23 protein-coding genes are annotated in these 21,798 nt (G+C 46.4%); 20 read left to right on the forward strand and 3 right to left on the reverse strand.

Going from position 1 to position 21,798, the window contains the following annotated elements; all coding sequences use genetic code 11:
- Positions 1 to 19: 19 nt before the first annotated feature.
- The 19 genes from ICN39_RS00150 (at position 20) to priA (ending at position 19,104) form a co-directional block, all read left to right on the forward strand.
- Complete coding sequence (locus tag ICN39_RS00150) at positions 20 to 1,246, forward strand: ABC transporter substrate-binding protein (protein ID WP_216232178.1); 1,227 nt, start codon at positions 20 to 22, stop codon at positions 1,244 to 1,246.
- Positions 1,247 to 1,262: 16 nt separating this feature from the next.
- On the forward strand, positions 1,263 to 2,183 hold the full coding sequence (locus tag ICN39_RS00155) for a branched-chain amino acid ABC transporter permease (RefSeq protein WP_216232179.1): 921 nt from the start codon (positions 1,263 to 1,265) through the stop codon (positions 2,181 to 2,183).
- 2 nt (positions 2,184 to 2,185) lie between these two features.
- Positions 2,186 to 3,115, forward strand: a complete 930-nt coding sequence (locus ICN39_RS00160) for a branched-chain amino acid ABC transporter permease (protein ID WP_216232180.1) — start codon at positions 2,186 to 2,188, stop codon at positions 3,113 to 3,115.
- Positions 3,116 to 3,229: 114 nt separating this feature from the next.
- Positions 3,230 to 3,967, forward strand: coding sequence for a TSUP family transporter (locus tag ICN39_RS00165; RefSeq protein WP_216232181.1), 738 nt, complete (start codon positions 3,230 to 3,232; stop codon positions 3,965 to 3,967).
- Between the two features lie 106 nt (positions 3,968 to 4,073).
- On the forward strand, positions 4,074 to 5,996 hold the full coding sequence (mnmG, locus tag ICN39_RS00170; RefSeq protein WP_216232182.1) for a tRNA uridine-5-carboxymethylaminomethyl(34) synthesis enzyme MnmG: 1,923 nt from the start codon (positions 4,074 to 4,076) through the stop codon (positions 5,994 to 5,996).
- Positions 5,989 to 6,657 (forward strand): 16S rRNA (guanine(527)-N(7))-methyltransferase RsmG, encoded by a 669-nt coding sequence (gene rsmG, locus ICN39_RS00175; protein ID WP_216232183.1) that lies wholly within the window; start codon positions 5,989 to 5,991, stop codon positions 6,655 to 6,657. Before mnmG ends, rsmG begins: the two co-directional genes overlap by 8 nt.
- A gap of 18 nt (positions 6,658 to 6,675) precedes the next feature.
- Positions 6,676 to 7,446 (forward strand): ParA family protein, encoded by a 771-nt coding sequence (locus ICN39_RS00180; protein WP_216232184.1) that lies wholly within the window; start codon positions 6,676 to 6,678, stop codon positions 7,444 to 7,446.
- 24 nt (positions 7,447 to 7,470) lie between these two features.
- Positions 7,471 to 8,361 (forward strand): ParB/RepB/Spo0J family partition protein, encoded by an 891-nt coding sequence (locus ICN39_RS00185; protein WP_216232185.1) that lies wholly within the window; start codon positions 7,471 to 7,473, stop codon positions 8,359 to 8,361.
- A gap of 69 nt (positions 8,362 to 8,430) precedes the next feature.
- Positions 8,431 to 8,925 carry an ATP synthase subunit I gene (locus ICN39_RS00190; protein ID WP_216232186.1) on the forward strand — a complete coding sequence of 165 codons (495 nt, stop codon included), beginning with the start codon at positions 8,431 to 8,433 and terminating at the stop codon, positions 8,923 to 8,925.
- Positions 8,926 to 8,965: 40 nt separating this feature from the next.
- Positions 8,966 to 9,841 carry a F0F1 ATP synthase subunit A gene (gene atpB / locus ICN39_RS00195; RefSeq protein ID WP_216232187.1) on the forward strand — a complete coding sequence of 292 codons (876 nt, stop codon included), beginning with the start codon at positions 8,966 to 8,968 and terminating at the stop codon, positions 9,839 to 9,841.
- A gap of 45 nt (positions 9,842 to 9,886) precedes the next feature.
- Positions 9,887 to 10,153, forward strand: coding sequence for a F0F1 ATP synthase subunit C (atpE, locus tag ICN39_RS00200; RefSeq protein ID WP_011901869.1), 267 nt, complete (start codon positions 9,887 to 9,889; stop codon positions 10,151 to 10,153).
- A gap of 63 nt (positions 10,154 to 10,216) precedes the next feature.
- Positions 10,217 to 10,687 (forward strand): F0F1 ATP synthase subunit B, encoded by a 471-nt coding sequence (locus ICN39_RS00205; RefSeq protein ID WP_072582048.1) that lies wholly within the window; start codon positions 10,217 to 10,219, stop codon positions 10,685 to 10,687.
- A gap of 1 nt (position 10,688) precedes the next feature.
- On the forward strand, positions 10,689 to 11,225 hold the full coding sequence (locus ICN39_RS00210; protein WP_216232188.1) for a F0F1 ATP synthase subunit delta: 537 nt from the start codon (positions 10,689 to 10,691) through the stop codon (positions 11,223 to 11,225).
- Positions 11,226 to 11,270: 45 nt separating this feature from the next.
- Positions 11,271 to 12,812, forward strand: coding sequence for a F0F1 ATP synthase subunit alpha (gene atpA / locus ICN39_RS00215; protein ID WP_215348165.1), 1,542 nt, complete (start codon positions 11,271 to 11,273; stop codon positions 12,810 to 12,812).
- Between the two features lie 17 nt (positions 12,813 to 12,829).
- On the forward strand, positions 12,830 to 13,699 hold the full coding sequence (gene atpG / locus ICN39_RS00220; protein WP_216232189.1) for a F0F1 ATP synthase subunit gamma: 870 nt from the start codon (positions 12,830 to 12,832) through the stop codon (positions 13,697 to 13,699).
- A gap of 55 nt (positions 13,700 to 13,754) precedes the next feature.
- Positions 13,755 to 15,155, forward strand: coding sequence for a F0F1 ATP synthase subunit beta (gene atpD, locus ICN39_RS00225; RefSeq protein WP_072582052.1), 1,401 nt, complete (start codon positions 13,755 to 13,757; stop codon positions 15,153 to 15,155).
- A 12-nt stretch (positions 15,156 to 15,167) separates the two neighbouring features.
- Entirely contained in the window at positions 15,168 to 15,584 is a 417-nt protein-coding gene (locus tag ICN39_RS00230) for a F0F1 ATP synthase subunit epsilon (RefSeq protein ID WP_215321259.1), read from the forward strand.
- Between the two features lie 9 nt (positions 15,585 to 15,593).
- The gene (gene hemE / locus ICN39_RS00235) at positions 15,594 to 16,712 is read left to right on the forward strand and encodes a uroporphyrinogen decarboxylase (protein ID WP_216232395.1); all 1,119 of its coding nucleotides are present in this window, start codon (positions 15,594 to 15,596) and stop codon (positions 16,710 to 16,712) included.
- Between the two features lie 265 nt (positions 16,713 to 16,977).
- A complete protein-coding gene (priA, locus tag ICN39_RS00240) occupies positions 16,978 to 19,104 on the forward strand; it encodes a primosomal protein N' (RefSeq protein WP_216232190.1) in 2,127 nt (708 codons plus the stop codon).
- Between the two features lie 13 nt (positions 19,105 to 19,117).
- On the opposite strand, the gene gcvH is transcribed toward priA, so the two are convergent.
- Positions 19,118 to 19,510 (reverse strand): glycine cleavage system protein GcvH, encoded by a 393-nt coding sequence (gene gcvH, locus ICN39_RS00245; RefSeq protein ID WP_255532227.1) that lies wholly within the window; start codon positions 19,508 to 19,510, stop codon positions 19,118 to 19,120.
- An 80-nt stretch (positions 19,511 to 19,590) separates the two neighbouring features.
- Here gcvH and ICN39_RS00250 point away from each other — a divergent pair, with 80 nt between their 5' ends.
- Positions 19,591 to 20,235 (forward strand): MBL fold metallo-hydrolase, encoded by a 645-nt coding sequence (locus ICN39_RS00250; RefSeq protein ID WP_216860899.1) that lies wholly within the window; start codon positions 19,591 to 19,593, stop codon positions 20,233 to 20,235.
- Positions 20,236 to 20,256: 21 nt separating this feature from the next.
- Here the strand turns inward: ICN39_RS00250 and ICN39_RS00255 are convergent, their stop codons facing one another.
- The gene (locus tag ICN39_RS00255) at positions 20,257 to 20,442 is read right to left on the reverse strand and encodes a hypothetical protein (RefSeq protein WP_129560400.1); all 186 of its coding nucleotides are present in this window, start codon (positions 20,440 to 20,442) and stop codon (positions 20,257 to 20,259) included.
- Between the two features lie 41 nt (positions 20,443 to 20,483).
- The gene (locus ICN39_RS00260) at positions 20,484 to 21,626 is read right to left on the reverse strand and encodes a fatty acid desaturase (RefSeq protein WP_370623646.1); all 1,143 of its coding nucleotides are present in this window, start codon (positions 21,624 to 21,626) and stop codon (positions 20,484 to 20,486) included.
- Between the last annotated feature and the right edge of the window lie 172 nt (positions 21,627 to 21,798).

Consider the following 21,798-nt stretch of genomic DNA (forward strand, 5'->3'; position numbering starts at 1 on the left):
ATTTCTATAGGAGACGGTAATGAAGTTAAAGCAAATAACCGCGTGTCTGGTTGCGGCGACCATGTTTGGTACAAACCCAGCATTTGCACAAAGTGGATCTAAGGTAAGTGGCGATGTTGTAAAGATTGGGGTATTGACCGACCTTTCATCAACCTACTCTGATTTGGCTGGCCCTGGCGCAGTGATTGCGGCAAAAATGGCGATTGCTGATTTCTCAAAAGACGGCACCGTTATTGGTAAGAAGATTGAGCTTGTTAGCGCGGATCACCAGAACAAGGCTGATATTGCTGCAAACAAAGCGCGCGAATGGTACGACAAAGACGGCGTCGACGTGATTGTTGAGTTGGTTTCAACTAATGTGGCCTTGGCTGTGATGGAAGTGGCAGAACAAAAGAACAAAATTACCTTGGTGTCTGGCGCAGCCTCTCTGCCAATTACCAATGAAAAATGTACAGCGAACAATGTACATTGGACTTACGACACTTATGCGCTTTCTAACGGCACAGCGAAGGCTGTTGTAAAACAGGGCAAAAAGAACTGGTACTTCATTACTGCTGACTACGCTTTCGGCGCCGCTTTAGAGAAGGATTCAACCAACGTTGTTAATGCAAACGGCGGCAAAGTATTGGGAACTAGCAAGCACCCATTTCCAAATAGTGACTTTTCTTCTTACCTCTTGAAGGCCCAAGCTAGTGGAGCGGATGTGGTTGCTTTGGCAAACGCTGGTCAAGATACCATCAACAGCGTCAAGCAAGCATCAGAGTTTGGTATCAACAAAAAACAAACAGTTGTTCCTTTGTTGATGTTCATTTCCGATGTTCACTCTTTAGGCTTGCCTGCTGCACAAGGCATGTATCTCACGGAAGGTTTCTATTGGGACAAGGATGACAAGACCCGTGCCTTTGCAAAACGCTTTATTTTGCAACATAAGCGTATGCCAACCAGTGTTCAGGCTGGTGTTTACTCATCAGTTCTGGCTTACTTAAATGCCGTACAAAAGGCCGGCACTGACGACACGCAAGCTGTGATGAAGGCGCTTAAATCCACCAACATTGATGACGGCCTCTTCAAAGGCAAGATTCGTGCCGATGGCAAGTTTGAGCATGACATGTATTTGCTGGAAGTGAAGAAGCCGGCTGACTCTAAGAGCCCATGGGATTATTACAACGTTAAAGCAGTGATTCCTGCTGCTGAAGCAACGCAACCACTTTCATTGTCACGATGCAAGTTGGTTACTAACAAGTAATTGATCCTTATCTAGTATGTTCGAACTTCTTGGAATTACCCCACAAGGGCTGGTGGCCCAGCTCTTGGTGGGGCTTATCAATGGCTCGTTTTATGCCATATTAAGTTTGGGGTTGGCCATTATCTTTGGCCTTCTCAACATCATTAATTTTGCACATGGTGCTCAATACACCATGGGTGCATTTGTTGCTTGGATTGGCTTAACTCAGATTAGCCAATGGCTTGGCTTCCCTGATCTATCTATTAACTATTGGTTCGCGCTTATTGTTGTGCCATTGGTTCTGGCTGGTTTCGGCTTAATTCTGGAGCGCACAATGTTGCGCCGCCTGTATCACCTTGATCACTTATATGGTTTGTTGCTGACCTTTGGTTTGGCTCTCATTATTGAGGGTATGCTCCGTCATTGGTATGGCATCTCTGGCGAGAGTTATCCAGCCCCAGAGATATTGCAAGGTGCGATTCCCCTTGAGTCTCTCGGCATCATTCTGCCGAAGTATCGCGTTTGGGTGGTGGTTATCTCTCTAGCGGTTTGTTTCTCCACTTGGTATGTAATTGAAAGAACGAAGTTGGGCGCCTATTTGCGTGCGGGAACTGAAAATCCTAAATTGCTACAAGCGTTTGGTATTAATGTCCCATTAATGATTTCTTTGGCCTATGCCTATGGTGTGGGCCTTGCCGGTTTTGCTGGTGTATTAGCGGCGCCTATTTTCCAAGTGAACCCGTTGATGGGTTCGAATCTCATCATCGTTGTGTTTGCGGTGGTGGTGATTGGTGGCATGGGTTCCATCATGGGCGCCATCCTCACTGGTCTAGGTCTGGGTCTGGTTGAGGGTTTGACCAAAGTCTTTTATCCAGAGGCCTCCGGTGTTGTGATTTTTGTAATCATGGCAGTAGTTCTTTTGATTCGTCCTGCTGGGCTATTTGGGCGGGAGAAATAAGCATGAATCCAAAAACAAAATTGCTTTATGGCATCTTGGTTTTGATTGCCCTATTGTTGCCGTTTCAGGATTTTATTTATCTCGTGTTTGCAATGAAGGTGCTTTGCTTTGCCCTTTTTGCATGTGCCTTCAACTTGCTTTTGGGTTTTACCGGCCTACTGTCTTTCGGGCACGCAGCATTTTTTGGAACTGCCTCCTACATCACCGCCTATTTGTGTAAAGAGGCTGGTCTTTCGCCCGAGCTTGGAATTGTGTTGGGTGTTGTTGGGTCTGGTGCTCTAGGGTTCTTAATTGGATCCTTGGCTATTCGCAGACAAGGCATTTACTTTGCGATGGTGACTTTGGCCCTTTCGCAAATGGTTTACTTTTTAGCTGTTCAGCTTCCTTTTACGGGTGGCGAAGATGGAATACAGGGCGTTCCCCGCGGCATGTTATTTGGCTTGATTGACCTAAAAGATGACGTCGCGATGTATTACTTTGTTTTGGCGGTTTTCTTATTCGGTTTTGCCGTCATCATGCGCGCAGTGCACTCCCCGTTTGGTCAGGTCCTTAAGGCAATTCGTGAGAATGAGCCCCGTGCAATTTCCCTGGGTTATGACGTTGACCGTTTTAAGTTGATGTCTTTTGTACTTTCGGCCGCATTATCTGGTTTGGCTGGATCCATGAAATCTTTGGTGTTCCAATTAGCAACGCTGACTGATGTTCATTGGCATATGTCTGGTGAGGTTGTGTTGATGACCTTGCTTGGTGGCATGGGAACCATTCTGGGTCCGGTTGTTGGCGCAGGAATTGTTGTTGGCTTGCAAAACTATCTTGCCAATATTGGTTCATGGAGCACGATTGCAACGGGCTTTATTTTTGTCATTTGTGTCTTGGCCTTCCGTCGCGGCGTTGTTGGTGAAATTGCTGCGCACTATAAAAACAAAAACTGAGTTTTTGTTTTCCTTTTATTATTTGGTTTTTAGTGCGGCGCTCTTGCCGCACTCATTTAAGTAAAAGAGACTCTCATCGAATTTTCAATTCTCATATGGCCACTGCTTTTGGCAATGGCTTTCTTTGCTGGGCTGGTTGATGCTGTAGCTGGGGGTGGTGGCCTGATTCAGGTGCCGGCCTTGTTCGCTGCCTACCCTAATGTTCCGCCCGCAACTTTGCTGTCGACAAATAAGGTTGCCGCGGTTGGCGGGACTTTTAATGCTGCGCGTAAATTTTTGCGCCATGTTTCTTTGCCTTGGGCAATTGTTTTGCCAGCAATCGTGGCGGGTTTTGTTGGATCTCTTTTGGGTGCAAATGCAGTTAGTAACTTCCCCGCGGAGCCTTTGCGCAAAGCATTGCCATTTGTTTTGTTGTTTCTGTTGCTATACACCTGGTTTCAACCTTCTCTTGGGGAGGCACACGCCCCGAAAATTCTTGGGCGCCTTCAACAGATCAAGGGTGTAATTCTTGGCTTAACAATTGGTTTTTATGACGGCTTCTTTGGCCCCGGTACCGGCAGCTTTTTATTGTTTGGTTTTGTGCGCTTTTTTGGCTTTGATTTTCTCCATGCGTCTGCGGCAACAAAATTGGTAAACGTGGCAACCAATCTGGCAGCTATTTTGATGTTGGCTAGTCTCGGTCAAATTAATTGGCCACTTGGGTTTGCAATGATGATTGCTAATATTGCAGGCAGTCAGTTTGGTAGTCGCTTGGCAATTAAGCATGGCAGCGCCTTTGTGAGAAAGGCCTTTTTGCTTATTGTTAGTGTGCTGATATTGAAGTCAGCCTGGAATGCTTATTTTATCAATTAAATCAAGTACTTATAAATATATCCATTGTTTTCCTAAGATTTTTTGATCTTTTGTTTCACGTGAAACAAACAAAATGCTATGATCATCGCCCTATCTGAGGCAAATCATGCGTTATTCCAAAAGTTTCGATGTCATTGTTGTTGGCGGCGGTCACGCTGGGACCGAGGCCGCGCTTGCGTCAGCACGCATGGGTTGCGATACCTTATTAATTACCCATAGCATTGAAAACCTAGGCGCTATGAGTTGCAATCCTTCTATTGGCGGGATTGGCAAGGGGCATTTAGTCAAAGAAATTGATGCCATGGGCGGCGCAATGGCTGCCGCGACAGATGAGGCTGGTATTCAGTTTCGCATTCTAAATTCTAGTAAGGGCCCTGCTGTTCGTGCTACTCGTGCTCAGGGTGACCGAGTTCTATATAAAGCTGCCATTCGCCGCCGTCTAGAAAATCAACCTAATTTAAGTCTCTTTCAGGCTGCTGTTGATGATCTATTAGTTAAGGGTGATGAGGTCCAGGGCGTTGTTACCCAAATGGGCTTGGAGTTTATTGCCAAAAAAGTGGTGCTGACTGCCGGCACCTTTTTAGATGGAAAGATCCATGTTGGTTTAAATAACTATGCCGGTGGGCGTGCTGGTGATCCAGCAGCCGTTTCCTTATCCGCTAGACTAAAAGAGCTAAAGCTTCCCCAGGGAAGATTGAAGACTGGCACTCCACCACGTATTGATGGTCGAACAATCGACTTCTCAGTCATGCTTGAGCAGCCCGGAGATTTAGATCCGGTACCAGTATTCTCCTATTTGGGCCGCCCAGAGCAGCATCCTAAGCAGGTTCCTTGTTGGATTTCTCATACAAACGAAAAGACTCACGACATTATTCGGGGCGGCTTAGATCGTTCCCCGATGTATACCGGCGTTATTGAGGGGGTTGGCCCCCGCTACTGCCCTTCTATTGAGGACAAGATTCATCGGTTTGCATCTAGAAATAGTCACCAGATCTTTTTGGAGCCAGAGGGCCTAACAACTAATGAGTTTTATCCCAATGGCATTTCTACGAGCTTGCCTTTTGATGTTCAGTGGGATCTGGTTCGCAGTATTCGGGGTATGGAGTCTGCGGTGATTGTCCGCCCAGGCTATGCGATTGAATATGATTTCTTTGATCCGCGCCAATTGCGCCATAGCCTTGAGACCAGGGCTATTGGCGGTCTTTACTTTGCTGGACAGATCAATGGCACTACGGGCTATGAAGAGGCTGCAGCGCAGGGTATGTTGGCTGGAATTAATGCTGGCTTGGCTGCTAAGGGTAAAGAGCCTTGGCTGCCTAAACGTAGCGAGTCCTATATTGGTGTTTTGGTAGACGATCTGATTACCCGTGGCGTCCAGGAGCCGTATCGCATGTTTACAAGCAGGGCAGAATATCGCCTGAGCTTGCGTGAAGATAACGCAGATATGCGCCTAACCACGATTGGGCGTGAGCTTGGTTTGGTGGATGACTATCGTTGGGAAGTGTTTTGTAGAAAACAAGAGGCTGTTTCACGTGAAACATCTCGTTTGCAGGATATTTGGATTGGCCCCAAACACGAGGCGGCGCCACTGGTTTCCCAATTATTAGGGCAAGACCTGTCGCACGAATGCAATTTAACGGAGCTCTTGAGACGTCCGGGCGTTACTTACGAGGCAATTACAGCTTTGGGTGATGGAATATGGGCCCCGGAAGCTCTGGATGAAGATCTTGGTTTGGCGGCTCAAATTAGTGACCAGGTAGAGATCTCTATCAAGTACCAGGGTTACATTGACCGTCAAGCAACAGAAATTGCTCGTCAAGAACACAATGAGTCATTCCCCCTCTCGGAATCGTTGGATTATTCTCAGGTTGTTGGTTTATCTAAAGAGGTTCAGCAAAAGCTGAATTTGCATAAACCCGAAACCTTGGGTCAGGCAGGCCGTATTTCAGGGGTCACGCCTGCAGCCCTATCCCTCTTGTTGGTGCATCTAAAAAAGGGCTTGGGACGCACTCAAGAAACTCATGAGTGAGGGGCTCCTTGCTTTGGGGATTGAGGAGCTTGGCCTCGAATTAAGTACAAGTAATATTGCTGATTTAGAGCTTTTTTTGCAGGAAATGGGGCGCTGGAATCAGGTTCACAATCTCACGGCAATTGAGGGCGAGAGAGATTCTGTTAGGCTGCATCTCATTGATTCTATTGCGGTTTTGCCTGTCTTAAGGCAGTTTTTAAAAGGCCCCTCACCCAAAATAGCGGACTTAGGTTCCGGGGGTGGATTGCCAGCAATTCCAATTGCGATTGTTCACCCAGAGTGGCGGCTTTCACTGATTGAGGCAATTCGCAAGAAGACGGCGTTTTTGCAGCATGTACGCGGAAAATTAAAGCTTAAAAATATTGAAGTGCTCTGTGAGCGAGTTGAAGATGCTGCAGTGCAACAACCAGCGCAATTTGATGCGGTGATTTCTCGCGCTTTTACCAACCTTGCACGCTTCTTGGATTTATCGTTACCCTTCCTAAAGCCTGATGGCCTGGTATTTGCGATGAAAGCTAAGCGTGCAGACGATGAAATGAAAGATGTTTCCACGGAAGATTGGCGCTTGGTCGCCGATGAACCCCTGCATATTCCGAATTTAGCGGTGGAGCGACGCCTTTTGGTGTTAGCCCCCGTGAGAAAATCCACCCTCACCTCTTAAGTAAACGCAAAAGTAGCCATGGCAAAAATTTTCTGTATTGCAAATCAAAAAGGTGGTGTTGGTAAGACCACTACTGCTGTTAATTTGGCGGCAGGCTTAGCCGGACTGCAGCAGCGTGTTTTGCTGGTTGACCTTGATCCTCAGGGCAATGCCACCATGGGCTCTGGAGTGGAGAAGGCAGACTTAAACGCAAGCGTATATCAGGTGTTAATTGGCATGACATCAGTTAAAGAATGTATGCAACGTTGCGAAAGCTCTGGGTATGACGTGTTGCCTGCTAATCGTGATTTAGCTGGCGCCGAAATTGAATTGGTGGAGTTGGATTTGCGCGAAGCTCGCTTAAAAGATGCGCTTGCTGAAGTTGCAAATGATTTCGACTTTATTTTAATTGACTGCCCGCCCGCCTTATCTTTATTAACGCTCAATGGATTGTGCGCAGCAAACGGCGTGATCGTGCCAATGCAATGTGAATATTTTGCATTGGAAGGCTTGTCTGATTTGGTGAACACTATCAAGCAGGTACATGCGAATTTAAACCCGGATTTAGTCATCATTGGTTTATTGCGAGTTATGTTTGATCCGCGCATGACTTTGCAGCAACAAGTTTCTGATCAACTGCTTGAGCACTTTGGCGACAAAGTATTTAAGACGATTATTCCGCGCAATGTGCGTCTTGCTGAGGCTCCATCTTATGGGCTTCCTGGTGTGGCGTTCGATAAATCATCGCGTGGTGCAAAAGCCTATTTAGAGTTTGGCGCCGAGATGGTTGAGCGCATCAAGCACATGTAATTTTTAGAAAGAACAATAAAGATCATGGTTGCCATTAAGAAAAAAGGGTTGGGTAGAGGCCTTGAGGCTTTGCTTGGGGAGAAGGCGCAACAAGCAAATCCATCTACCGATATCAATCGTTTACCGCTAACCGCTTTGCAGGCTGGCAAATATCAGCCGCGTCAAAAAATGGAAGCCGGCGCATTACAAGAGTTAGCAGAAAGCATTCGCGAGCAAGGTGTGATGCAGCCCCTATTGGTTCGCCTGGTATCCCCTGGTAAATACGAAATTATTGCAGGTGAAAGACGTTTTCGTGCGGCAACTATTGCGGGTTTAAAAGAGGTTCCTGTTTTGGTTTCTGGCGCCGATGATCAGGCTGCGGCAGCAATGGCCCTTGTGGAAAACATGCAGCGAGAGGATTTGAATCCTCTCGAAGAGTCGCAAGGTTTAGCCCGGTTAATTGATGAGTTTGGTTTTACACATGAGCAGGCTGCCAAAGCCGTAGGAAAGTCTCGCAGCGCCATCACTAATCTATTGCGCCTCGCTCAGCTGGCTAAGCCGGTGCAAGCCATGTTGTTGGCTGGAGACATAGACATGGGCCATGCACGCGCACTTTTGCCTCTTCCAGGAGCAAGCCAAGTGGCGTTGGCTCAGAGAATCTCTGCTCAAGGCCTCTCGGTTCGTGAGGCCGAGCGCATGACGGCCGCTTTGGTAATTGCTGGCGGTCAAATTGGTGACAAAAAAGCCAAAACTAAGCCTGGCACTTCTTCGCCGAGTAGTGATCCTGATATGCAGCGTTTGACGCAAGAAATTGCAGATTTGATTGGCCTAAGCACGGAATTTAAGCTTAAAGGCAAAGGCGGAGAGCTCAGGCTTCGGTTCAGCCAATTCGATGAATTAGATTCCCTACTAAAAAAATTGGGCATTGAGTCATAAATTAGGTCGAAAAATGTCCCCAAATCCTTTGACATATTGCACTGCAAACACTAAACTTCCGGGGCTAAATTGATTCCTCAAAAAAATCAATTTTCCGAGACAAGCGAATGGGATGAGCCCGAAGAAGAAATTATTCGGGTTTACAGCAAGGAAGAAATTGTTGCGCTGCAGCAAAGTAATGCGACAAAGTATCGAGCCCTTTCGCCTTGGAAAATTATTTTGGCCCAAGTGTTGATTACAGCTATCAGCATGCTGTTTTGGTCAATTTTTGGGGAGCCGGTTCGGGTAAGCCTTTATACTCAGTCGGCCTTTTTAGGTGGTTTAATTAGCGTCTTGCCTACAACCCTGTTTTTAACAAGGCTGGAGTTGGCAAAAAAATCGCAAAGATTAAATCCAGGAAGATTTTTGGCGGCATTGGTTTCTGGCGAATTTATCAAAATCGCAGTGACATTAATGCTGTTTATAGGGATTGCATATTTTGTCCCTGGCGTGCTTTGGGTCCCGCTGTTGGTGACTTACCTGCTTGCTTTGAAGTGTGTATGGCTAGTGTGGTTGTGGCGCTAAGTAGTGACCATTGAGATTGAAACAAAGGACTAGTTAAGAGATGTCTAGCGAAGTAAACCAAGCCCACGAGGCAGCAGAACAAATGACGCCAACGGCGTACATTTCTGAGCATTTACAAAATCTCACCAGCACTGGTGAGCATCAATCTTCCATCGTTGATTTCAGCATCATCAATTTAGACACCATTTTTTGGGCTTCATTGATGGGCTTCATTGCGGTATTCATTTTGTTGATTGCAGCACGTCGAGCAACTCCTGGCGTTCCTGGCCGGTTTCAGTCTTTGATAGAGATGATTGTGGAGATGGTCGATACACAAGCCAAGAGCATTGTTCATGGCGATCGCACTTTCATTGCGCCTCTCGCGCTCTTCGTATTTTTTTGGATCATTCTCTTGAACACCCTCGACTTAATTCCTGTGGATTGGGTTTTAGGCGTAAATCACTTCATTGGTAGCTTTGGTGGTCATGTGCCCCATAACCGCATGGTTCCAACAACCGACTTAAACGCAACAATGGGCATGTCCTTATCAGTGTTGGTTTTAGTATTCTTTTATAGTTTCAAGGTAAAAGGTTTTGGTGGCTTCTTGCACGAACTCATTTCCGCTCCATTTGGTGCGAAATGGTATTTGGCCCCATTCAATCTTGCATTGAACATCATTGAGTATTTGGCGAAAGGCGTTTCTTTAGGAATGCGACTTTTCGGCAATATGTACGCTGGCGAATTGGTCTTCTTGTTGATCGCTTTGCTCGGTAGCGTATGGACCTTTAATTTAGATTTATCCCTGTTCGGATTGGTGGGCCATGTTATTGCTGGATCAGCTTGGGCCATCTTCCACATTTTGGTTATTTTGTTGCAAGCCTTTATTTTCATGATGTTGACTTTGGTTTACATCGGGCAAGCACATAGCCATCACTAAGATTTTATTTTTAACTTACCTCTTTTAACTTCAGGAGTCAGCAACATGCAAGCATTTTTAGCAACTATTCAAGGTTCAACAGCAATCTGTATCGGCATCATCATCGGCCTCGGCGCGATTGGTGCATGTTTGGGTATCGCATTGATGGGCGGCAAGTACATCGAAGCTTGCGCGCGTCAACCAGAATTGATGGAGCCACTCCAAACTAAGATGTTCCTTTTGGCTGGTTTGATCGACGCTGCGTTCTTGATCGGCGTTGGTGTTGCAATGTTGTTTGCTTTCGCAAACCCACTGCTCGCAGTTATTAAGTAATTGTTTTGGCGTGGATGACCAACGAGTCATCCAACTGTTCTCAACAATACTGAAAGGAATATCGTGAATCTGAACGCGACCCTATTCGCGCAAATGATCGTTTTCTTCGTCTTATGGTGGGTTGTTGCACGCTTTGTGTGGCCGCCACTAGTTAAGGCGTTAGATGAGCGTTCAAGCAAAATTGCTGATGGTTTAGCTGCTGCCGAGCGTGGTAAAGAAGCTCTCGCATTAGCCAGCAATGAAGCTGAGCAAGAATTAACAAAAGCACGCCAAGAAGGTGTTCAACGCGTTGCTGAAGCTGAAAAACGTGCACAAATGTCAGCCGAAGAAATTCGCGCTAACGCACAAGCTGAAGCCGCACGCATCATCTCTCAAGCGCAACAAGACGCAGCCCAACAAGTAACGCGTGCCCGCGAAGTTCTGCGTGCTGAAGTAGCTGTTCTCGCTGTTAAAGGCGCCGAGCAAATTTTGCGTCGCGAAGTTGATGCAAAAGCGCATGGCCAATTACTTGACCAACTAAAGGCAGAACTTTGATATGGCTGAATTAGCCACTATTGCACGTCCTTACGCGGAAGCGCTTTTTCAAAGTGCTAAGCCGGCTGAGCTCGCTGGTTGTTTAGAGCAGCTAAACGAATTGGCACAGCTTGCTGCTTTGCCAGAAGTTGCTGCTTTATCAAACAACCCAAAAGTATCCGCCGATGATTTAAGTAAGTTGCTTTCCGGCATGGTGAAGACCAAGCTAGATGGCAAGGTTGCCAGCTTTTTAAATCTCGTGAATCAAAACCACCGCTTAGCGGCTGTTCCTGAAATTGCGCATCAATTTGAAGCAATGAAGAACAAAAGCGAAGGTGCTGCAGAAGTAAATATTACTAGCGCATTCCCTTTAGAGGGTTCTGCGTTAAATGATTTGTTGTCAAGTTTGAAGAAGCGCTTTGGGGGTAAAGAATTGCGCCCAACTATTCAAATTGACCCAACATTGATTGGCGGAGTGCGCATTCAGGTTGGCGATGAAGTAATGGATAGTTCAGTGAAGTCCCAGTTAGCTCAAATGCAAGCAAGTCTTGGCGCATAAGTGATCCCTATTAAGAACATACGAAATAAGACCCAGGAGTAAGTAATGCAACTCAACCCTTCCGAGATCAGCGAGCTGATCAAAAGCCGAATTAGCGAATTGGGCGTTGACTCCCAAGTTCGCAACGAAGGCACTGTTATTTCAGTGACCGACGGTATTTGCCGCGTACATGGCTTGTCAGGCGTTATGCAGGGCGAAATGTTGGAGTTTCCAAACAACACTATCGGCCTAGCATTAAACCTTGAGCGTGATTCTGTTGGCGCCGTAGTGTTGGGTGAATACACCCACATTAAAGAAGGCGACCCAGTGAAATGTACTGGCCGAATTTTGGAAGTTCCAGTTGGTCCAGAGTTGCTCGGTCGCGTTGTAAACGCACTCGGCCAACCAATTGACGGCAAAGGCCCAATCAATACCAAGTTAACTGACTTTATCGAAAAAGTTGCTCCAGGCGTTATCGCACGTCAATCCGTTAGTCAGCCAGTACAAACTGGATTGAAGGCGATTGATGCAATGGTTCCAATTGGCCGTGGTCAGCGCGAGTTGATCATTGGTGACCGCCAGACTGGTAAGACAGCTGTTGCGGTTGACGCGATCATTAACCAAAAAGGTAAAGGCGTTTATTGCGTTTACGTGGCGATCGGTCAAAAAGCTTCCACTATTGCTAACGTTGTTCGCAAGCTCACAGAATTGGGCGCGATGGAGTACACCGTTGTTGTTGCAGCGAGTGCTTCTGAGTCTGCAGCGATGCAGTACCTCTCGGCTTACGCAGGTTGCACCATGGGCGAATACTTCCGCGATCGCGGCGAAGACGCTTTGATTGTTTACGATGACTTAACTAAGCAAGCAGTTGCTTATCGTCAAATCTCCTTGTTGCTCCGTCGCCCACCAGGCCGCGAAGCTTATCCTGGCGACGTTTTCTACCTCCACTCACGCTTGCTCGAGCGCGCTGCTCGTGTAAATGCTGAGTATGTTGAGAAGTTCACCAATGGGGCTGTAAAAGGTAAGACCGGTTCATTGACTGCATTGCCAATCATTGAAACTCAAGCTGGTGACGTTTCTGCATTCGTTCCAACTAACGTAATTTCGATTACTGACGGTCAGATCTTCTTGGAAACTGACTTGTTTAACGCCGGCGTACGTCCTGCGATTAACGCCGGTATTTCTGTTTCCCGCGTTGGTGGTGCTGCACAAACTAAAGTGATTAAGAAGTTGTCTGGCGGTATTCGTACAGACCTGGCGCAATATCGTGAATTGGCGGCGTTTGCCCAGTTCGCATCTGATCTTGACGAAGCAACCCGCAAGCAGTTAGAGCGCGGTCGTCGCGTTACTGAATTGTGTAAGCAAGCTCAATACAAGCCACTCCAAGTTTGGGAAATGGCTGCTTCACTTTATGCTGTTAATAACGGCTACTTTGATGATCTCGAAGTGAAGAACGTATTGGCATTCGAAAAAGGTTTGCAAGATCACTTGAAATCCAAATATGCTGACTTGGTTGCGCGTATTGAAGAGACTAAAGATTTAAGCAAAGATGACGAAGCCGCTTTGCGTGCTGCGATTGAGGATTACAAGCGTTCTGCCTCTTTCTAAGAGGGCTCGCATAAATCATGGCAAGCACAAAAGAGATACGGTCTAAGATCAAGAGCGTGCAAAACACGCGCAAGATCACGAAGGCAATGGAAATGGTCGCCGCATCCAAGATGCGTCGCGCTCAAGAGCGCATGCGTAATGCGCGTCCATATGCTGAAAAAATTCGTGAGATTGTTGCTAACCTTTCCAAGGCAAATCCTGAGTTCCGCCCTGCTTACATGGCAACTCGTGAAGTGAAGAAGGTTGGCACGATTTTGGTTACAACAGACAAAGGCTTGTGCGGAGGTTTAAATACCAACGTCTTGCGTTTGATTGCTAACCAAGTGCGTGATTTGCAGGACAAAAATGTTGAGATTGCGTACACCGCAATTGGTTCTAAAGGCCTGCAATTCTTGAACCGCTCAAAAGCAAAACTCATTTCTCAAACGATCCAAATTGGTGACACACCCCACATGGATGTTTTGATTGGTGCAATTGTTGCCCAGTTAGAAGCGTTTGAGCGTGGCGAGATTGATGCTGTTTATTTGGCGTACACCCGCTTTGTAAATGCAATGAAACAAGAGCCTGTTTTAGAAAAACTCTTGCCTTTGGAGCCAGCGGCTTTGACTCCACAAGAAAAAACAGGCAATTCTTGGGATTACATCTACGAACCCGATGCGGAGTCCATTTTGAATGGCTTGCTAAAGCGTTATGTAGAGGCAATGATTTATCAAGCTGTTGCTGAAAATATGGCTTCAGAACAATCTGCACGCATGGTCTCAATGAAGGCCGCTTCAGATAATGCGAAGAATGTAATCGGCGAATTGCAATTGGAATACAACAAGACACGACAGGCTGCTATTACTAAAGAGTTGTCAGAAATTGTTGGCGGAGCGGCTGCGGTTTAAGCAGTCAGCGTTTAGGAATACGAAAGAATTCAGGAATTAAAAGCGGAGAAATGCGATGAGTAACGGAAATATCGTGCAATGTATCGGTCCAGTGGTGGACATTCAGTTCCCACGTGACAAAATGCCAAACATTTATGATGCGTTGACATTAGTTGATAGCGGTGAAAAATCATTTGCTGAAAAAGGCTTGACCTTTGAAGTTCAGCAACAAATCGGTGACGGCGTAGTTCGCGCGATTGCTATGGGTGCGAGCGATGGCTTGCGTCGTGGCATGGAAGTGAAATCTACTGGCGGTCCAATTTCTGTACCTGTTGGCCCAGCTACTCTCGGCCGCATCATGGACGTTTTAGGTCGCCCAATTGATGACGCTGGTCCGATTGCAACTGAAGAGCGTCGCGCTATTCACCAGCCAGCACCTAAATTTGATGAACTCTCCCCTTCTGTTGACTTGCTCGAAACAGGCATTAAGGTTATTGACTTAGTTTGCCCGTTTGCTAAAGGCGGTAAGGTTGGCTTGTTCGGTGGCGCGGGTGTTGGTAAGACCGTGAACATGATGGAATTAATTAACAACATCGCTAAGCAACACTCTGGTTTGTCAGTGTTTGCCGGTGTTGGTGAGCGTACTCGTGAAGGTAATGACTTCTATCACGAGATGAAAGAATCTAACGTTATCGACAAAGTAGCGATGGTGTTTGGTCAGATGAATGAGCCTCCTGGCAACCGTTTGCGCGTTGCGTTAACTGGCTTGACAATGGCTGAAGCGTTCCGTGACGAAGGCCGTGACATTTTGTTCTTCGTTGACAATATCTACCGTTACACATTGGCTGGTACTGAAGTTTCTGCGTTGCTCGGTCGTATGCCTTCTGCTGTGGGTTACCAGCCTACATTGGCTGAAGAGATGGGTAAATTGCAAGAGCGTATTACCTCTACCAAGACTGGTTCTGTTACCTCCATTCAGGCCGTTTACGTTCCTGCGGATGACTTGACCGATCCATCACCAGCTACAACCTTCTTGCACCTAGACTCCACAGTTGTGTTGTCACGTGATATCGCTGCATTGGGTATTTACCCAGCGGTTGATCCATTGGATTCAACCAGCCGCCAGCTCGATCCACAAGTAGTTGGTCAAGAGCACTATGAAGTAGCCCGTGAAGTACAGATGACATTGCAGCGTTACAAAGAATTGCGCGACATTATTGCAATTTTGGGTATGGACGAATTGTCACCAGAAGATAAGTTGTCTGTATCGCGTGCTCGTAAGATTCAACGTTTCTTGTCCCAGCCTTTCCACGTTGCTGAAGTATTTACTGGTTCACCAGGCAAATACGTTCCATTAAAAGAAACTATCCGTGGTTTCAAAATGATCTGCAGCGGCGAATTGGATCACTTGCCTGAGCAAGCGTTCTACATGGTGGGTTCAATTGATGAAGCCATCGAGAAAGCCAAGAAGCTTTAATCTAGGGAAATTATGTCAACCATACGCGTCGATGTAGTAAGTGCTGAGCAATCTATTTTCAGCGGGGAAGCCAAGTTTGTTGCGCTTCCTGGCGAAAGTGGTGAGCTCGGTATTTTGCGCGGCCACACTCCTTTGATTACACGTATTCGTCCAGGCTCAGTTCGCATTGAAAAAGCCGATGGTGATGAAGAGTTTGTTTTCGTAGCAGGTGGCTATTTAGAAGTTCAGCCAGATCGCGTTACTGTTTTAGCGGATACCGCTATTCGTGGACATGATCTTGATGAAGCTAAGGCTATTGAGGCTAAGAAACGTGCTGAAGAAGCTATGCAAAACCGTGGCACTGACTTTGATTTGGCTCTGGCTCAATCTGAGTTTGCAATGGCGGCCGCACAGTTGGCTGCAATTGCTCGTTTCCGTCGCAAAAAGTAATAGCCGGTCATCTCCTTGCTGTTAAATGATCGGTTTTTGAAGGCCTGCCTGGGCGAAGCGGTTGATCAAACACCGCTTTGGCTCATGCGACAAGCTGGCCGATATCTTCCCGAGTACAACGCTACTCGAGCTAGAGCCGGAAGTTTTTTAGGGCTCGCTAAAAATCCTGCATACGCTACTGAAGTAACCCTTCAGCCTTTAGATCGCTATCCTTTGGACGCGGCGATATTATTCTCTGATATTTTGACTATTCCAGATGCAATGGGGTTAGGTCTTAAATTTACCGCAGGCGAAGGCCCAAGCTTTGAGCGCCCTCTTCGCACTGAAGAGGCAGTCAAAAAACTGCATGTAGCTGATATGGATCAGCTGAAATATGTTTTTGATGCAGTTTCAGAAATTCGTAAAGCATTAATACAAGATGGCAAGCAAAGGGTTCCGTTGATTGGGTTCTCCGGAAGTCCTTGGACATTGGCTTGCTACATGATTGATGGCTCAAGTGCCGATGATTTTCGTCACGCCAAAACAATGATGTTTAGTCGTCCAGATTTGCTCGAACATATCTTGGATATCAATGCCCAGTCTGTAGCCGCTTATCTGATTGAGCAAGTAAAGGCAGGCGCGCAAGCTCTGATGATTTTTGATACCTGGGGCGGAATGCTCCCAGATGGCTGGTATCAAAGAATGTCTCTAGCCTCAATGCAAAAAGTGATTTCTTTATTGCCACGCGAGCATGAGGGTAGAAAAATTCCCGTAATCATGTTCACCAAGGGTGGCGGGATTTGGTTGAACGATATGGCACAAGTTGGTGCCGACGTTATTGCAATTGATTGGACAATGTCTCTGAGTTGCGCACGCAAACAATTGCTGGCTCTGAATAAGCCGCTAGCATTGCAAGGTAATTTAGACCCGCTTATTCTGTTTTCAGAGCCAAAACAAATTGCGCAGCAAGCTAACCTCCTGCTTGAGGATTTGGCGAGTGCTCCAGCCCTTAAGTCGGGTTTACATCCCCTAGACGGACATGTCTTTAATCTTGGGCATGGAATTTCTCAATTTACCCCCCCTGAAAGTGTCACAGCTCTCGCCGAAGCGGTCATTGAGCGCTCAAGGGCCCTCAGGACAAAGTCGTAATACTGAGTGATTGCTAACTTGCCATTAGAATTTTTGATGAAAGTTATGCACAGATAGCGGGAAAATTCGAAATTCAGTGAGATTGCGAATAAAGATGAAAATTCACTTTCGAATATCATTGTAAGTTATTGAATTATATAAACAATTACTAAAAAGCTTTAAAAGGGTGCAGAATCCGAAAGCTGATAAATTAGCTTATAAATCAGATTCTTTGGATGATATCCACAGACTTATCCACAAGCAAACTAGAGATTTGAAGTAAATCATGCCCCCTCCAATCGTTGTTCAAGTTGTTGTTGATAAGCCCCTTGCTCAGGGCTTTGACTACTTGTGGGACAAGGAGGCATTGGGTGGTGCACCAGAGGTAGGAGTAATAGTTGAGGTCCCCTTTGGGCGCAGCACCCTCGTTGGATTAGTAATTAAAGTAAGCGCTCACTCAGATTATGAGTTAGACAAGTTAAAGTCAGTAACTAAGGTGGCGCCACTTCCCCCTTTGGATCCAGCCGTCTTGAGGCTGATGAACTTTGCAAGTCAGTACTACACACATGCGCTTGGTGAGACCATCATTCCCGCTATTCCACAGATGTGGAAAAAGTCAGATGACTGGGAAAAGATTCCCAAAAAATTAGCTGCAGATGAAGAAAAACAAAAGAAAAAAATCAAGCAAGAGGCAGCTGAGGGATTTATTGATGAGGCCCATTTGAATGACGGCCAAAAGCTTGCCTTAGAAAAATTACGCACCATCCATTCGAATGAATTTAAAGCGGTTCTTTTGCAAGGACAAACTGGTAGTGGAAAGACGGCTGTATTTTTAAATTGGTTGAGCGGAATTTTGGAGGATGCAAGTGCACAAGTTTTGCTCTTGGTTCCAGAAATTAACTTAACGCCACAGCTAGAGCGAAGAGTGCGCGCTTATTTTCCAGATAAAAAAATGGTTGTGCTTCACAGTGGCGTGAGTGAAAAAGTTAGAGGTATTGCCTGGTATGAGGCGATGACTGGTAAAGCCCAAATTATTTTGGGAACAAGATTGGCTGCATTAACTCCCTTGCCCAATCTACGCGCCATTGTTGTCGATGAAGAGCATGATCCATCCTATAAACAACAAGATGGTATTCGTTACTCCGCACGGGATCTTGCGATATGGCGTGCCCATGACCTCAGGGCGCCGATCTTATTGGCCTCGGCTACACCATCGCTTGAGACTTGGATGGCTGCTCGGGCTGATCGTTATGACTACATTCGTCTTGATCAACGCGCCCAAGGCGCAAGCCTGCCAAGAGTGCATTTGATTAATACGCGCGATCCACAAACGCAATTTAGTCCGGGCGATATAGAGAAGCCCAAATCCAAAAGTTTGATTACTAAAACCCTCGCCAATGCGGTCAGTCAGAATTTAGAAAACAAGCAGCAAAGTCTCATACTCATCAACCGGCGAGGGTATGCCCCCGTTCTCAGTTGCGGCGCTTGTTCTTGGCTCTCAAGGTGCGAGCAATGCAGTTCTTATATGGTGCTGCATAAAGCAGGTGCCCTTGGTAGGAGGTCAGCTTTAAGTTGCCATCACTGTGGTCTGGTGAAATCAATTCCAAATCATTGTCCTGATTGTGGCAATGCAGACTTGAAGACCTTGGGGCAAGGAACTCAAAAGATCGAAGATGCTATTGAGGAAATGTGGCCAGGCGCAAGAGTACTGCGAGTTGATACAGACTCCAGTAGAAAGAGTAAGGGTGCGGAAGAGCTCTTTCAGGAGATTCATGAAGGCAATGTCGATATTGTTGTTGGAACCCAGATGATTGCCAAAGGACATGATTATCAAAATATTGGCTTAGTAGCTGTATTGGATGCTGATAGTAGATTGTTTTCTCAAGACTTTAGGGCTGCAGAGCGATTATTTGCGCAGTTAGTTCAAGTTGCAGGACGCGCCGGACGATCCAACAAGGATGGCGAAGCGGGTGGCGCTATTTATATAGAAACCCAGTTTCCGGAATCTGCGGTCTTTCAGTTTTTATTGCGCCATGACGTAGATGGATTTTTAAGTTTTACTGCCAATGAAAGAAAAGAAGCGGGCCTGCCGCCATTTGCATACCAGGCTCTCATCCATGCTGAGGCTAAAAGCTTAGACAGGGCAATTCAGTTTTTGAGTGCCCTGAAGGGGCATTTAAAGTCTCGGGGGCTGATAGCTAAAGGCCTCAGAATCTATGATCCAGTTCCCAAGCCAGTTATGAGAGTAGCGGGCTCGGAACGCGCCCAACTTCTGGTGGAGTCTGACGATCGCAGAAACCTCCAAGAAATCTTAGAGGCAATGGATCTTTATTTGCGAGAGAATTCTCAGGGGCGCATTAGCAAAGAGGGGCGCATTCGTTGGTTAATTGAACGCGATCCTATTTCAATCTAATTGATTTCAGATATTAGGCGCCAGGGCCCGCGCTATATATTTCTGGGGTCAAGAGTTGATTGAGTTCTTCAGCAAGAATTTTATCGGAAGCGGGTTTGATTTTGAATAACCAAATACCGTATGGATTTTCATTCACGATCTCAGGCGATGCATCCACTTCTTCATTGAGGGCAACAATCTCTCCGCTTATGGGCGCATGAATATCACTAGCGGCCTTCACTGACTCAATCACAGCAATAGCCTCGCCCTGCTTTACTTGTTGCCCAAGCTTTGGGGCTTGAAAGAACATCACATCGCCTAGCGCCTCTTGCGCATGATTACTAATGCCAACCCACACTAAGCCATCACTTTCCTGATCGGCCCATTCGTGAGTTTCTGCAAATTTAAATGTATCTTGGCTATTCATTGTTTTATCCTTTGAGTACATTTTATGCCGACTCCCATAAACTAGTTTTCTCCAAACGATTCACTTAACCACTTGAACGTATGCCAATTAAATTAGGAATTGTTCCCGTTACACCCTATGAGCAAAATTGCTCGATTTTGGTATGCCAGGAGACTGGCGACGCTGCTGTAGTTGATCCTGGTGGGGATATTGAAAAGATTCTTGAGGGCGTAAAGCAGATGGGTGGCAAGGTCAAAAAGATATTGCTGACGCATGGACATTTAGATCACTGCGCTGCCGCCAAAGACTTGGCTGATCAGCTTGGCGTGCCTATTGAGGGACCACAAGAAGACGAACGTTTTTGGATTGATCAGCTGCCAGAACAAACAGTGCGCTTTGGTTTTGGGCATGCAAAAGTATTTGAGCCTGATCGTTGGTTAAATAATGGCGATCATGTGCAGGTTGGCAATGTTGATCTGGAGGTATTGCATTGTCCTGGCCATACGCCTGGGCACGTTGTATTTTTTGACAAAGAAGATCGCCTAGCAATTGTTGGGGACGTTTTGTTTGCAGGTTCAATTGGCAGAACAGATTTTCCACGCGGCAATCATGCGGATTTAATCAATGCGATTAAAACGAAATTGTGGCCTTTAGGCGATGATGTGCAGTTTGTTCCGGGGCATGGTCCAATGTCTACGTTCGGAAAAGAACGTAAAACCAATCCCTATGTTGGGGATGGTGCTTAAAACTTTTTACTTCAGGTGAATTTAGGTTTTTGCTGAACCGGTACGATGTGTACGGTTGTATAAACAACTGGCGCAGATCCAGCGCTGCTTGCGATTACTTGTCGGAATCCATGTGCCACCCTCAAGTCGTTTTTCGCGACTGCAAGAAGAGCAAAATTTCAGGCTCTGGGAGGTGTCTTGGGTAGCTGCTGGAGTCGAGGTAGTCATGGGCAATCCGGGTAAGGCAAATCTTATACAGAAGATCTATTTTACCCGTTTTGTCCCGCTGGGGCTGGGCTGAGCACAACTCGGACTGAATCAGCTGTTTTGTTGCCATCGAAATCCAACCAGGCCTTGTTTTCAAAGTCATAGAGCTTGCATTTACGCGCTGTATCGAAATACCAACCCCAAGAGAACTTTTGCACAAAAATACGGTCTGGAAGAATGGTTTCTAAGGTCTGTTGGGCCTCTGGCAGGCGATAAAGGGGTACGCTCATGTCTACATTGTGCGCAGTATGCTCCATGATGTGGTGCATCAATTTGCCCCAAATCCAGTTAAAAGTCAGATGAACGGTTGTGGATACAAATGGCTGGGCGCGTAACCACTCCGATTTCTTGTCATACCAAGAAACTTTTGGATGGGTGTGGTGCACATAAACCACAAATCCAATCATGCCGTTCCAGAACAAGAATGGCACTGCAAAGCCAGTGATGAGGCCAAGCAAAATGGACTGACCTGTAGCAATTGCACCCGCGATCAAACAACCAATCCAAATGATGGCAAATGCGGTAACGAGCAAGTTATCTTTCAAGAAGATCGGACGATCACCAGGTTTGTTTTTGGCGTTTGGGAAGTACTCACGTCTCCACCAAATTTCAATGAGGTAATAAAAAACAGGACCCCATCCGCTACGGTATAGGCGCTCTAGAGCCTTACGCCATGCGGGAAGCGCGTCATATTCTGATTTTGATAAGGGCGCCCATACAAAGTCAAAGCCTTTTAGATTGGTTTGACCATGGTGCACAACGTTATGACCAACATCCCACAGACTATATGGCGTGAGAGATGGCAAGAACGCAATGCGACCCAATACTTTGTTAAGTTCACGATTAGGCGTGTAACTTTGATGGCAAGCATCGTGGCCCAAAATAAAGATGCGACCCGTTACAAAGCCAGCAATTAGACCAAAAACAATTTTGAGCAAAACGCTCTCTACGAAGATCGTTCCCGCGATACAGCCTAGCCATAGTAGGGAATCGATTACTAGGAGCAAGATTGCGCGCCCAGTTTCGCCCTGCGCCATTGGAATTAGCCAGCTTCGAATGATTTTTCGATGCGGTAATGGTGCCTCTGGGTGCAAAGGATTAGTTAAGGAGGGCTCTGAAAGGGCTGAATTTAGATGTGTAGACACGATAAGAATCAATAAGTTAGGTGCAAATGATAGCGGTTTTCGCAATTTTCCGCATGATGTAAGTCAAAAACCCCTTGATTTTTGGCGCGCCCGGCAGGAATCGAACCTGCGACGCTTCGGAGACCTCAACCGACAAAAAACATACAAATACTTTAAATAACTGTACATTGTC

Source organism: Polynucleobacter sp. AP-Reno-20A-A9, assembly GCF_018882085.1.
Taxonomy (GTDB): Bacteria; Pseudomonadota; Gammaproteobacteria; order Burkholderiales; family Burkholderiaceae; genus Polynucleobacter.